Source organism: Brevibacillus fortis (genome assembly GCF_003013395.1).
GTDB lineage: Bacteria > Bacillota > Bacilli > Brevibacillales > Brevibacillaceae > Brevibacillus > Brevibacillus fortis.
Genome location: NZ_PXZM01000007.1, coordinates 37,531 through 51,370 on the forward strand (window position 1 = coordinate 37,531; position 13,840 = coordinate 51,370).

At 35.5% G+C, this 13,840-nt stretch carries 10 protein-coding genes; 2 read left to right on the forward strand and 8 right to left on the reverse strand.

The window, feature by feature from the left end; translation table 11 throughout:
* Position 1 precedes the first annotated feature (1 nt).
* From C7R93_RS06205 to C7R93_RS06220, 4 genes are all read right to left on the reverse strand, one after another.
* The gene (locus C7R93_RS06205; RefSeq protein ID WP_106837988.1) at positions 2-991 is read right to left on the reverse strand and encodes a DNA-processing protein DprA; all 990 of its coding nucleotides are present in this window, start codon (positions 989-991) and stop codon (positions 2-4) included.
* Between the two features lie 80 nt (positions 992-1,071).
* Complete coding sequence (locus C7R93_RS06210) at positions 1,072-2,268, reverse strand: ComF family protein (protein WP_106837989.1); 1,197 nt, start codon at positions 2,266-2,268, stop codon at positions 1,072-1,074.
* Between the two features lie 296 nt (positions 2,269-2,564).
* Positions 2,565-2,858, reverse strand: coding sequence for a hypothetical protein (locus C7R93_RS06215; protein WP_106837990.1), 294 nt, complete (start codon positions 2,856-2,858; stop codon positions 2,565-2,567).
* A 110-nt stretch (positions 2,859-2,968) separates the two neighbouring features.
* Entirely contained in the window at positions 2,969-3,970 is a 1,002-nt protein-coding gene (locus C7R93_RS06220) for a DGQHR domain-containing protein (RefSeq protein ID WP_106837991.1), read from the reverse strand.
* A 136-nt stretch (positions 3,971-4,106) separates the two neighbouring features.
* On the opposite strand from C7R93_RS06220, the gene C7R93_RS06225 reads away from it, so the two are divergent.
* Together C7R93_RS06225 and C7R93_RS06230 are read left to right on the forward strand one after the other, a co-directional pair.
* Positions 4,107-4,466: a helix-turn-helix domain-containing protein gene (locus C7R93_RS06225; protein WP_106837992.1), complete on the forward strand. Its 360-nt coding sequence runs from the start codon at positions 4,107-4,109 to the stop codon at positions 4,464-4,466.
* Positions 4,467-4,684: 218 nt separating this feature from the next.
* Positions 4,685-6,967, forward strand: coding sequence for a DEAD/DEAH box helicase (locus C7R93_RS06230; RefSeq protein ID WP_106837993.1), 2,283 nt, complete (start codon positions 4,685-4,687; stop codon positions 6,965-6,967).
* A 335-nt stretch (positions 6,968-7,302) separates the two neighbouring features.
* On the opposite strand, the gene C7R93_RS06240 is transcribed toward C7R93_RS06230, so the two are convergent.
* From C7R93_RS06240 to C7R93_RS06255, 4 genes are read right to left on the reverse strand one after another with little or no spacing between them, the layout of a single operon-like run.
* A complete protein-coding gene (locus C7R93_RS06240; RefSeq protein ID WP_106837995.1) occupies positions 7,303-8,067 on the reverse strand; it encodes a hypothetical protein in 765 nt (254 codons plus the stop codon).
* On the reverse strand, positions 8,064-9,770 hold the full coding sequence (locus C7R93_RS06245; protein WP_158264009.1) for a site-specific integrase: 1,707 nt from the start codon (positions 9,768-9,770) through the stop codon (positions 8,064-8,066). The genes C7R93_RS06240 and C7R93_RS06245 overlap by 4 nt, the downstream gene beginning before the upstream one ends.
* A gap of 14 nt (positions 9,771-9,784) precedes the next feature.
* Positions 9,785-12,499 (reverse strand): hypothetical protein, encoded by a 2,715-nt coding sequence (locus tag C7R93_RS06250; protein WP_106837997.1) that lies wholly within the window; start codon positions 12,497-12,499, stop codon positions 9,785-9,787.
* Positions 12,496-13,797: a hypothetical protein gene (locus tag C7R93_RS06255; RefSeq protein WP_106837998.1), complete on the reverse strand. Its 1,302-nt coding sequence runs from the start codon at positions 13,795-13,797 to the stop codon at positions 12,496-12,498. Before C7R93_RS06255 ends, C7R93_RS06250 begins: the two co-directional genes overlap by 4 nt.
* Positions 13,798-13,840 lie beyond the last annotated feature (43 nt).

Consider the following 13,840-nt stretch of genomic DNA (forward strand, 5'->3'; position numbering starts at 1 on the left):
CTTAAAAATCCTCCCATAAAGAAATTTGATTAGGTTCATTTTCCTGGGGTTTTACTGAATCTTTTAATATGGTTTTATCTTTTTGATTGTGATTTTTTCTACGATTGCATAAATTTACAAATTCCTCCAAAGAGTCGAAGTTTGTAATTGGAATTCCTTTTCCTTCAAAAATTAACTTTTGATTGCCACGAGTCTTTGGTTCATTTAGAAGGTGATCAGGATGATTAAGACACCCAAGTGGTTTGTTTTCATCTAAACAGAAACCGACTGTATACATCGTACCTCCTTTTATGTCAGTCTCAACAACAATAACACCAATGCTTAAACCACTTTGTAAACGGTCACGTTCCACAAAAAAATTTCTCATCCCCCTTACGCCTGGGGGGTATTCACTGAGCCAACATCCGTTTTCTTCTAAAATTTGATTGGCTAAAGATCTGTTTTCTTTTGGATAGATTGTATCAAGCCCATGTGCAAGAATTGCAACAGTAGTTCCTTTTCCTTCTAGACATCCTAAGTGTGCCACTGCGTCACAGCCTGTAGCTAATCCACTAACAATTGTGATTCCTGAAGATGCTAGTAGAGATGAGATGCTTTTCCCCATTTTAACACCGTATTCTGTAGGTTCTCTTGTCCCAATAACTGCGATAGGTAAACCCTCGTTTAGACATTTCAGATTTCCTTTTGCGTATAAAAGAATTGGTGGGTCCGGAATAAGCTTAAGACGTGCTGGAAAAAGTGGATTTAAGAAACTTAGAACCTCTATTTCATATTTAACGCATTTCAAGAGAATTTCTTCTGCTTTTTCTCTTGCTAATTGAATATCTTCTAAAGTAAACACTTCTTTAGAAAAAAACTGGTTCATTATTATTAGTATTTCTTTAAGTGAAGAAATTTGACTGAATTCCGGAATTTGAAGTAGTTTATGGACAGACTTTCGACCAATCCTAGGCAAAGACATGATAGTTAGTATTAGTTGCTCGTTGTTCATAAAGCTCCTCCAATTTCCATGGTGTGGTCGTATAATAAACAGTTTAATTATAACTTATTTTGGTACGCTAATTTAATCACTCAAATTAAATTTAGCTTATTAAGTTCAATTCGACCATCTGAGTAATACATACTACCTTTGCAGCCAGAACTATATTCTGTGCAACCGAAAAATGCATTTCCGTATTTGCTAAGTTTTAAAACTAGTTGTTCACCACATTCAGGGCAAGGTAAAAATGGAGAGTCACGAAAAACTCCAAATTGATTCGCAGCTATTGTAACGACAATTACATCACTTACGCCTGCTTTGCGTAGTGTATGAACGCACTCAGTAGCTGTTGCACCTGTAGTGAACACATCATCCAAAAGAATAATTGTTTTATTCTCAACGTTACTAGATGCAGAAAATTTATCTCTTACGTTTAATTCTCTTTCAATGGCGTTTAAGCCTTTTTGTGAAGGGTAGTCTTCAGTACAGTTCAATGATTTGCTCAAGTCCTGAATCTTTAAATGGGTTGATACGTTTGCTACGATAGGGCCAAGTCGGTCTCTTGTGTTACTAGGTTTAGGTGGAACTCGTGTCAGACCGTCGATTTTCATATTTTTGAGCATGGCTGAAATTATCTTCACAAAAATTTCAGTAAAAAGTGTATCTTCCGACGTTTCATCTTTACTTTTTCTTATGCGATGTGATAACTGATGAAAACTATATTTGCAATGCTCACGAGTAAAGTATCTTCCTCCTGTAAAAACACGATATTTTGCTCGCAAGTTATTTACTTCAAAATGGAATATCCTACCTCTACTCGATAATTTGTTCTTTCCAATCCTTGTAGAAAAAACCTCCGAAAAGTAACCGAAACTTCGATCAGTTGTCACCTTTTTAAAATCAGTAAATTTTCTGAACCTAAAATCAGGCATTTCACCGTATTGACTATATTCAACATCATTTTCACTAATAAGAACTGTCCCAAATGCTGCGGATAATACATCCTTTATTTCAGAATGTTGGTCACTAACAAATGCAACATCACAAGGCTGCAATTGTAACTCCAAAATTGCTTTATTAACGATTGAGTCTATAGAAGACCAATAGTCGTTTTCTATATAAATTACTCGATTTCCGAAATTACTTTTCCAAATTGATAATTGCCCCTCATCAATTATAAGAGCGCAATTAAGTGATGAAGTAATTTCATTCCAAAAATCGTTGTCTACTGAATCATATAAATTGGCTTTAATGATCAGGCCTTTTAAATCATTAACTTCAATAAACATTGCTGTCACCTCATTATTGAGTGGCTCGAAATTAAGTCTATTTAATCGAATTATAGCAAAGTAAATAAGATAAAAATGTCGAATATTGTATATTGAAATAAAAAAACACAGGAATTTCTCCTGGTTATTATTTTATCTATAGGTTTTTAGTTGTTATTTTTAGTCGCACGAAAGCTGATTTAAGTGGGTTTTTACATTGATCGTCACAAGCCTTGCCTATGTTAGAACGAAAAGACAGCTTAGAACAATATAATTATTGTTCTAAGCTGTGGCTTGCGTATACGGTAAATGAAATGTTACCTACTCTTATTTGCTTTTTTATTATATGTTGCATCTTCGAATTTTAGGAAATCATCTTTGACTGTAAAAATATCTTTAGTTTGACTTGAAAGGAAAGTATCAATTGCCCAACTGATTAAGGATTCTTGACAAGATTGTTGAGAACAAACTGTGACTAAATGGTCATTACTTGTTCCGGCCCATGTACCACCATTTACTACTGTCGAATTACACATAAAACAATTCTTTGCATTTTCTCTATACTGATGAGGAATTGCCTCTTGATTTACAATGTCTTTAAAATTTGACATTATTTCACCTCCTTAATGTGTAAATTCTACAGCTGAAAAATGAAGTCCTTTATCAAAAAAAGATAAATTTGTTAAACAAAAACAAAAATCGTAGGGATTCGATTCGGGTATTATTCATCAGGAAGCATGATTTCTTTGAGTTCATTCGCAAGTTGTTTAGAACCACTCATACCTTTTACATATTTAAGACGTCCATCAGTAGACCAATCAACTTGTAGTTTTAAGTTAACGACGTAACGTCTCAATAGCTTAATATCAATGTGGCGTTTATTTTCACTTAGCGATTTAACAATGACTTGACTACCGGCCATGGAAAGGGCATCAAGACAAACGATATGAGTCAATTTACTACCTTTATAATCAACCCATTCGTTAGGGAAGGTCTCTCTCAATGCAGAGTAAAATTCTATGGCCGCAATTAATTTTTCTTGCTTAGGTAAGGTTGGTATTTTTGAAGTAAGTAAATTAACAGTCCGATACACATTCTGTAAGGTTATGTGGCGACCTTTGCTTCTTTTTCCGATAATACTACCGTTTTCAAAAAATGGGCTTTTTCTCGACGTAAGCAATTCAGTGGCAATCCAACTTATCTCATCAGAATCTCTTCTCAAGTATTTACTTAAAGAAGGACCTATTCCTTTTGCTTTTGTATTAATAGTGTCAAACAAGTTAATTTCTTCATCTTCGTCAAGGTAATGAAATGCTAGAAAGGGGATACTAATTTCCGATTGAGTTTCCTGAATGTACTGTTGAATACCAAAGATACGATGCTGTCCGTCCATGAGTGATGCTTTTGCCTTGCAAACTAGTCTCCCTAAAGAGGGACGCGTTTTATCGTAAGAAGTAAAATCCCAGTTACCAGCTGCGTTTAGCAATATAGGGGTAAACAAAGAATCGTCACCTTTAGAGAGGTATAAGGCGAAGTCACTTGCCCTCTTTGGATCAATAGGTCTTTGATATCCCTTGCCTGAAGGCTGATCATAAGGTTTCACATAGGTTAAATTCAATGCGATTGTGGAGGGTAAGTAACTTTGGTAGGTCACTTTCCCTCGCATTTTGCTTTGGAGGACATTCTCTATAACAATGGAATTTAGCAAAGTGTTTGTAGACATATGATTTCTCCCTAATCGTAATGTACACAACATATTTTAGATGTAAAAACATATATTTTCAAATTGAAATATCTAGAATTACTGTCTGTAAGTAAGCTGAGATGTTACCTACTCTTGTAGAAGGGGAGGGGTCACTTTGTCTCAGTTTGCGAAATTTATTGGTCAACGAATTCGTTCACAAAGAAAGGCGAAAGGACTGACACAAGAACAACTTGGCGAAAAAGTGAGTATTCCTCAGTCATATATTGGTTCGATCGAGAGGGGTCAAACCTATATGCAGCTCGATACATTAGAAAGAATACTAATTGCTTTAGAGTTGAATCCTACAGATGTATTTAAAACGTATAAAATAATTGAAAGTCCAGAAAGAATACAAAAGGAAGCCATTTTGGACACGCTGCATGAATTGTTAATACATAGAGATGTTCAAGATATAAAAATGGTGGCAGGATTTGCGAGAGAGATACTCACAACAATTGATACATATAAAAAGTAGCCACAAGGATCAACAGACCTTGGGCTATTTTTTATATGTACTATGTTCGGACGTTTTAGTACTAAAAACACAGTGATGTTAAAATGACTAAACAGGAGCAACAAAGTATACGTGTATGAGATGGGAAAAAACTTTCTGGATGGTTTTCGTTATTTAAGCGAAAGCCATTTACATCCCGAACGTCCATTCGTAAAATTGATTCAAAGAAGGTGACGAAGATGAATCGTAAAATGAAGATTGAAGAAATACTAGATCAATTAAAACAGGACGATCGTTTCCGAGCTAATATTGTCCATTGGAACGTTATACCGGCGCGTGAAGCGAAAAGCGTTTCCTTTCCAAATGATATGGATAATCGAATCAAAGAAACTTTAAACAGAAGAGGGATCGTCTCTTTATATACGCATCAAGAAACTTCTTATAACTTGATACGAGATGGGAAGCACATTGTAGCAGTAACGCCAACAGCATCAGGGAAGAGCATGTGCTATCATTTGCCAATTTTACAGACCTTATCGGAAGATACACAGGCACGTGCTCTTTACCTTTTTCCCACCAAGGCGCTCGCGCAAGATCAAAAAAGCGAGCTTCTTGAACTTGTTAGTGAAATGGGATTTTCCATAAAATCTGAAACGTACGATGGGGATACCCCAGCTAATATTCGCCAAATGGTTCGTAAGGCAGGGAATATCGTTATAACCAATCCTGATATGCTTCATTCTGCCATATTACCCCATCACACAAAATGGGTTTCTTTTTTTGAAAACCTCCGTTTTGTAGTGATTGATGAATTACATACATATCGAGGGGTGTTTGGCAGCCACGTTGCAAATGTAATACGCAGATTGAAACGGATTTGTGCATTCTATGGGAGTCACCCGCAATTTATATGTACATCTGCAACTATCGCAAATCCAAAGGATTTAGCTGAACAACTAACCGAAGAAAAAATGGAACTGGTAAATAACAATGGTGCTCCATCAGGAAAGAAGCATTTTATTTTCTATAACCCGCCTATCGTTAACCGACAGTTGAACATCAGGCGGAGTACTACACTTGAAGCTAGGGATATCACTGAGAGGTTTCTATCGAATGGAATACAGACAATTCTTTTTGCCCGTAGCCGAGTTCGTGTTGAGATCCTCTTGAAATATCTCCAAGAAATAATCAAACGGAAATTAGGGACGAAAACTATACAAGGATATCGAGGAGGGTATCTCCCTAGTCAAAGAAGGGAGATTGAGCGTGGGTTACGACAAGGTGATATTATTGGAGTAGTTAGCACAAATGCACTCGAATTAGGGGTAGACATCGGTCAATTGCAAGCATGTGTAATATCAGGGTATCCGGGGTCCGTTGCAAGTACGTGGCAACAGGCAGGGCGGGCAGGAAGACGCCAGGGTGAATCGGTGGTGGTCCTAGTTGGAAGTTCCTCGCCTTTGGATCAATACGTCATTCAAAATCCCGAATATTTCTTTGAGCGAAGTCCAGAAACAGCTCGAATCAATCCAGATAACCTGATTATCTTGGTCGATCATATCAAGTGTGCTTCCTATGAACTGCCGTTTAAGGAGGGAGATCTGTTCGGAAGTGCGGAAATTGTGGAGATTTTGGAGTTTTTAACCGAAGAACAAATTTTACATCATTCAAAGGGAAACTGGTTTTGGATGAATGATTCTTTTCCTGCGCACAACATTAGTCTTCGTTCAGCCTCGCAGGAAAATGTGGTCATTATTGATATTACGGAACGTGGAAATGAAAGAGTAATAGGAGAGATGGACAGATTTAGCTCATTAACACTTTTACATGAAGAAGCTATCTATTTGCACCAAGGAATTCAGTATCAAGTGGAAAAATTGGATTACGAAGAGAAAAAAGCATACGTGCGAGAAATCACGGTGAATTATTACACCGACGCAAATCTGGCAGTACAGCTGAAAGTTTTAGAAGAAGATCAAGCACGACGCTTACAACAAGCTGAGTTTGCTTATGGCGAGGTTTCGGTGCACGCAATGGCGACGATCTTTAAGAAGATTAGATTTGAAACACATGAAAACATTGGGTCGGGTCCTATCCATCTTCCTGAAGAAGAGCTTCATACCAACGCAGCCTGGATTAGTTATCCGGAGAGTGTCTTCGAGATGATTGGAAAGGAAGACGTGGAACGAGGACTTGTTGGTCTTGCTCATGTCCTTCAACACGTCGCTCCATTATTTGTCATGTGTGATCCAGGTGACCTCCATGTCATCGCTCAGAGAAAAGCGGTTCATTCTGGTCAGCCAACAATATTTCTCTATGACCGATATCCTGGAGGTATCGGATTAAGTGAACAAGTTCATAAGGAAATGGAAACCATTCTGGTTCAAGCAGAGAAGCTTATTTGCTCCTGCCCGTGTGAAACTGGTTGTCCCTCATGTATCGGTACTACAGATGATGGTGAGAAAGAGTTAGCCCTTTCCTTGTTGCGTCTTGCCCAAGGAGGAAGCGCCTATGTCTCTTAAGGATAAGCTAAACCGATTTAGCAAAAGAGAAACCGAATCAAATCCTGTTCTGAGTGTATCGTTAGTATGTTTTTTGATAGATAAGCAATGTTCGATAAACATATTGGAGGACGATTATGTAACGTACGGGAGGTTCGATATCCCATCACACAAAAACACGTGGTTATATTCCTTTGATCAACTAAAGAACGTCATGAGGGCCTAAGTGTAAGAAAAGATGATGAAAAAGGTACATAATATTTTAAAGATAAAATCCCTTGCCTTGGTTTTGCAAAGGGATTTTTTGATTCGTATAGGGTATAGGATCGATTATTAGCCTAAGTGTTAAGTTTGTCTTAAAGATCGTCGTAATCATTAGCGAGACTACTTAAAATTTTTTGTTTTGCTGCCTTCTCGAAAGATACTACATTCTTGTTCTGAGATGCGTCTGTGATTTGTTCAAGCTCTAATGCCACCTTTTCAGAATACCAGCTATAAAATGATTTAGGATTGGAAAAGACTTGAGAAACAGCTTCTAGGATTTTTTTGTTTTGAGTTAATGACATGGTGTTTTCTAGACTGCTCCTTCTGTCTGTTGAGTACCACATTAATTCAAATAAGGCTTGTTCAAGGTTTGCAACTTTTTCCCTTAAATGAATAATTGTTTGATATTTTGAGTCAAGTTGAGCTTGCAGAGTTAAGATCTGTTCTTCAAAATTTTTTTCTTTTGCAATCATTTTTAAGGCGAAGTTTTGGAGAGGGAGTAGTTCTTGAATTAACTCATTGTTTGGATCTCTTTTATTTACAATTGCTGCTACATCAGGAATTTTGTATTTTTGTTTTTGAGTCTCTTTAACAATAAAAGAATACATGTTTTTGTGCTCTTCAATAATCTGATATCCAAGGTACTGTTTTTTAGTCCAAAAGTTTTCACCAAAAGCTTTACTGATTATCTTCTGTTTCTCTAGCTGTAGGGCGTACTTATGGACCCTTTCACCAGTGATTTTTTCTAATTCTCCGTATTGCTGTTTAAACAAAGCAATAATACGATGTAATTCTATAGGATCTGCTTTTTGATTATTAGGGATTCTTCCAGCGGTTCGGCCAGATTTTTTTTTCATAATAGATCCCCCTTTAAAACTAACTCCAATTTTGAAATTTGATGAAGGCTGTCGTCTAGTTCTTTTGCTTTTGTCCTCCTCAATAAGATTTCTTCATTCAATTCGGATTCATTAGGAAAAATAAGTTTTTCATTTAGGTGAAAGAGAAAATCTGCCAGTTCGTTAATGTGATTTCTTCTTTCAAGGATCATTCTCATTAGGAGATCTTTCGTTTCTTTATGTTTAAGTTCCTCGGGATCAATTCTCCAATGCTTACAAAATATATGCGTAGGGGATTCGCACCTTACTAAAGGATCGGTACAATAACCAATAGATAGTTTTCCAGCCATTGATGCAGTTTCTCTTGCCAATACATCAGTCACAACTTTGTTATACAGTACATCATGGTCTCCAAATAATTGAGGATTAATCGTTCGTAATTGAAACTGATCTTTTAGTTTCTTAATAGAAACAGCGAAGTAATAGTCTGGATGCATTTGATAATGCATCTGGGCTGTTAATGAGTAGTGCCCACCTAAACGAGCGATTTCAGGTCTACTGTAGCCTTGTAGCATAAGAGCAGTAAAAGCAAGGTGGCGTGTATCGTTTCCTGTGAGTTGTTGGTTCCCTTCTAATTTAATTCCATAAATTTTGTTGACAACATCTCTATAAAATCTGCCGATCAAATCATGAAAATTGCAAGTATTAACATAGTTACTGTTAATCTTTCTATTATAGCGATTTTCAGGATAAGTTAATATTGAACAAGGATACGAGAGAAGATACTTGGTAGCACCAAATTTTTTTTCTGTTTCACGAATATATTTTTGAATGATATCAAAAGTGTCTTTATTCATTTCAGCTTCTGTAATGATTTGAAAATAATCTGATCTATACTTTGGTTTTTTTAATCTTGGTAACCGTATAAAGTATCGATTATCTTTTTGATATATGTGTTCTCGTTCCAGTGAACAAAATTCACTTGGTCGCATTGGGATTATATTGGTGAGTATCCACCAAATATATATAGGGTAAAACTGTAGCTTTAGAATTTCGATGTTCTCCTCGTGTAAAATCTCTTTGTAGAAATCCTCAATGCTCCAAGAAAACAGAAAAATCTCTTCAGCAGTAGGGAGCTGCCTAACGTTTTTCTTTCGGTTATGTAAGAGAGATTTCCGGAAGGACAAAATATCTTTGATAAGTTTTTCATCAATGATTAAGTCAATATAATCCAGAAAATTAAGAAGTGTATTTAGTCTCAGATACTTAGAATCAATGGAATAATCGCTGCCTTCCAAGAATGTTAAATAGTGACCTATATTGCTAAATGAGTATGTAAGGCTAACGATTTCTGCTAAATAAACTTCTATACAAGTTTTCACTGAATGAGGTTGCATTTTAGATAGTTGTTCAGTACACCAGCATTTAATTATTAGTTGCAAATAATCCTTGGAGAACATGATATTTGGGTAACTATCAAATTTAATCTTATGAAAAGATATTCTGATGACGTGGCCGATCTTTAAATGACATGAGAATGTCCATTCATCATCCTCGAACTTCCCCTTGATCAAAGGATTAATTTCATTCATGCGGTATTCATCTAATATTTCCTTTGCGATGATGATACTATCTGAAGGAGAATAATTTGAATCAGACGCTACATCCATTTTTATTTCATCATGTATTAATTCTAATTTTCGTTTTTCTCTTGAAGATGGCATATTCATTCTCCTTCTTATTCAGATAATGTAGTGATGCCAATTTGTAATATCTGTAGTTGCTCAACAGACTTCTCAATGGTTCGGAATTCGATCATTGGCAGTTTAACTTTTTCCTTGAGATCTATTATTTTTTCCCTTTCCATTTCAGTAAATTTGTATACAACCTCTTTACCAAATTTCCTAATTGCTTCTTGGAAGCGCAAGAATTTGATATGCATTTCGTTTGAAATTTTTATTTTTTCAAACTTCAAGGTCGATGTTTTAAACTTCTCATCAAAAGCAGATAGTGTTTCTACAAACCCTTTTGCTATTGTTGATAAAGAGTAGAAATTATGAATGGCATATTCACAATCAGCACAAGAAACTCCAGTTCCTACTTTTATACAACCTTTGATTGAGACTAGACATTGTATCCCTTCCATTTTACTAGGTAGTTTGTTAAGTAAGATATTTATCAAAAGGGAAGTTGCTTTTTCGTGTCCAAGAGAGAATATGATCTCTTCAACTGTATGTTCCCATTCACTTAATTGAAGAAGGAATCCAGCAGAAGCCTCGATTTGATAATATTTGCCTAATGCTGCTTTTACCGATTCTATTTCTTGATTACGTTTCATTCGAAGTGCATTTTTGCTTTCAACGCCTGTCAATAAACTCGCAACAATGTCATACACAAAGCCAAAATGTCCTCTGTCAAAAATTTGTTTCGTAAGATAGTATAGGCCATCCTGAGATCTTCGAATGTATCTATTGGTAGTCTCTTCGCTTACATGTCGTCTAAAATCTTTGCTTATTTGAAGTGCTATACTACTATCCCCATTTTCGCTTGCTATTTTTTCAAGAAAGGTAATGATTGTGGTGTTCATCTTTTGAGCTTTAAAGTGGATAGAATCAGGAAAATTATAAAAGAGCATCTTATATAACCTTCGATTCGGTTGCAATTCTTTGTAAGGGATATTCATGATTAAAAGGCTGTTTGATTTAATATTGCGCAAGTGGTGTTCACAAAGTATATATGCGGTGGCAATTAGTATAACTAGATTATCAGAGACGCTAAGTTTATTCTTTACCTGCGTCTTGTTCACCTTGACACTACCATTAGCATAAGGGATTTTTAGGAAATTAATGATTTTTTCAGCGAAATCATAATTTATTTCATTCATTTCTAACCATTCTAAACTAGGAATATCAAGAGTTCCTTTGCGCAAAACATCGATACGAGGTAGTTTGATTACATCACTTGGCCTCCAAGCATTACATAAAAGTATCAAACAGAACAACCAAGCGGAAGCATATTCACCTTTCGACCTTGCAGAGTTTATCGCATTCAATTTATGCAAATTCATGTCTTTTAAATAATTGTCAATGAGCTTGTACTCTTGTATGGTATAAGGTTTAATATCTAAATAATATGATTGCTCCCTATTTCCGGGATTGAGGATGTCTTGTTTTTCGTAAGAGGGTGGGGTACCTATATTTTCATAAACAACATCGTACAATTCTTTCAAAAACCAATACAGGAACTCTCCGTGAATTCGTTTTATACCTTTAAGCATCATATTTATTTCAACAGAACTTAAATAATATGCTTCACCTTGTCTAACTAAATGTGCAAGGTGAACAGTCGTATTAACTAGAGTAGAAACGTACCCTGCTTTGGTTTGCGGATTGGCATTGGAGAATGTTAGGAAGTTTTCAACGTACTGTATCCAAAGTTTTTCTGTCATAGGTGATAGGTTAAAATCAAGATTAAGAATTTTGATTTTATGATGAAATGAATCAATAAAATTAGAAAACGGAACAGAATAAAACTCTCTTTTTTTGAAATATTCAATTTTGTAATGATCTACCGTATCTTTCTTGAATGCAACAGTTAATTTCGGGAATAAAGGAGAAGCATACACAGGGATTCTGACTTGAGCTATTTTTATTAATTCCTTAGGTACATGCGAAGATAGCGCCAGCATTTCTTTTACTTCATCGGCGGAATAGTGTTGATCTTTAAATACGTTTTGTTTATTTAGGAGAGCATATATTTCTTGTTTGAAGTAATATCTTTCGGGCCCTCGATTAATATAGGAAAGTTGATGGTCTTTGTTTAGCTTGTGCCAAATCTTATGATCTTTTTTTGATAATCGTAAGAGGTCCATCGCCTCTTTGATAGAAAAGTAATCGCTAGGACTAAATGATTGATAATCCCTGAGCAGTTTTAATATGTTTCTATGATAAAAATAATATCTACCAACCTTAACAATCTCTATTTGATGTTCTTTTGAAATCCTCTGAACGATTCCGCACTTAAATCCATATTTTTTTTCGGTATGAAATTCAATATAGACGTACTCTTTTAGAAATCGATGTAAATCTTCTTTGCAATAGAATGAATGACTGCCACGTATTGGTACCTCAACTGTAATCATTCGCAGAAGTCCTTTTTGTATCAGTTCTTTCATACTTCTATGATTAGAGCTGGTTAATATTGTCCCTTCACAAGCTTCACACATCGTTTTTATTGCATTGGGTAAGTTATAATAGTCGCTTAGAATAGACTCTTCAAATGTAATGTAATCTTCAAGAGATTTCCTTACGACGTAAATGATTCCTTCAGTGTTTTTTATAAGTTCGATTTTTCCAAGGTCTGAAAGTTTGTATAGGGTTTCTTTCGTGATACACCTTTCATATTTATTTTGGCCATTCAAAAGAGTCCACATTGGAATTAAATCGTGGTTCACGTTATCACCTTCCAATTTTTTATTTTTATACTTGGTATCGTTCCTCGATAATCATCGTCAAGTTGATGGAATAGATTTGTGTAGTACTCGATTTTATCTCTTGTCATTTTGTTGTCCAAATAGTCAAGGGCGGAATTCAGATTTTTATCCCCACGAGCATGAGCAATTTCCACCGCTGTTAGTCCCATATCAACTAGATAATTTGTAAATATACCTCTACCGATATGACTGCGCCACTGATGTTGGTTCAACAGTTCGTAATCCTCAAGCCATTCCAATTCTAATACTTTGCTTAGGAATGCATTTTTTATTCTAGTAAACATTTTTGTGTATGAGGTAATTGTTAGTGGTTTGAGTCGAGAATTGATAAATAAGGCAGTATTATTTGTATTCATATTTGAGAGAACCCGTATATGGTTATCAAAGATGCTGGTTAAATATTGACTTGGAAGGATTTGTTGTTTTCTGGGGCGTTTTACTTGCATCATATTTGTATTTTTTATATGGTGAAATAATTCTCTCTGCCTATCCTTAACATCGGCAATGCACATGCCAGTGTTAGAAATATAAACACTGGTAGAATTTAGATTAAGGACCTCACCCATACGTAAACCTCCAAAAATTTGTAATGAAATTGCCAACGTTATTTCTGGATGAATTTCTTTAGAGGTCTCGATAAATAGCTTTACTAGTAGATCCCGATTTTTCCCAAAGTCTTTTAATCTAAGGGTACCGGGGGCGATGTTTGGAGGAAACTGAGTTCTCAAATGTGGACGGGAAAAAGGAGATATCGGTTTACTATTTTTCTCCTGAAGACGTATTTGGGGGCTTATCTCCAGTATGCCAAGGTCCTGTAAAAAGTAATAAAAGTTTGTCAGGTAGTGCTCTTCATTTTTTATTGTGTTTCTAGATAAACAGAGTTTTGTTCGGTATGTTAGATAGTCAGAGGCGTGTAGGAGTTTCAATCCATTTAAGCCTTTAAATTGTAGATCCAAAAATTCTGGATTGGCGTGATCAATTTCTTTATGGATATAATTTAAAAATTTACATATCACATGGGCTGCATTACGTTGAGATGAGATTCCCAATCCTTTATCAAAGAACATGGTTTTTATAAAATCTGTTAGAGGACTTGGATACACGATATCGAGATCATTATCTCGTAGACCTATACTAATGACCTTTTTAACATTTAAAGTATGATTACTGGTGTTGGCATTTTCGTAATAACGATAGGGAGTTTCCTTCACACAATAAGAAAAGTTAGAAAGACGGTTAGATAAATGACTGACTTCCAAAGATTTTCCTCCTATTTTTATCCTGACTTTTGGTTAAAAGATA

Coding starts and splice junctions, on each gene's coding strand:
- C7R93_RS06205 (WP_106837988.1), bottom strand. CDS start 991: ATGAACAACGAGCAACTAATACTAACTATCATGTCTTTGCCTAGGATT.
- C7R93_RS06210 (WP_106837989.1), bottom strand. CDS start 2,268: ATGTTTATTGAAGTTAATGATTTAAAAGGCCTGATCATTAAAGCCAAT.
- C7R93_RS06215 (WP_106837990.1), bottom strand. CDS start 2,858: ATGTCAAATTTTAAAGACATTGTAAATCAAGAGGCAATTCCTCATCAG.
- C7R93_RS06220 (WP_106837991.1), bottom strand. CDS start 3,970: ATGTCTACAAACACTTTGCTAAATTCCATTGTTATAGAGAATGTCCTC.
- C7R93_RS06230 (WP_106837993.1), top strand. CDS start 4,685: ATGAATCGTAAAATGAAGATTGAAGAAATACTAGATCAATTAAAACAG.
- C7R93_RS06240 (WP_106837995.1), bottom strand. CDS start 8,067: ATGAAAAAAAAATCTGGCCGAACCGCTGGAAGAATCCCTAATAATCAA.
- C7R93_RS06245 (WP_158264009.1), bottom strand. CDS start 9,770: ATGCCATCTTCAAGAGAAAAACGAAAATTAGAATTAATACATGATGAA.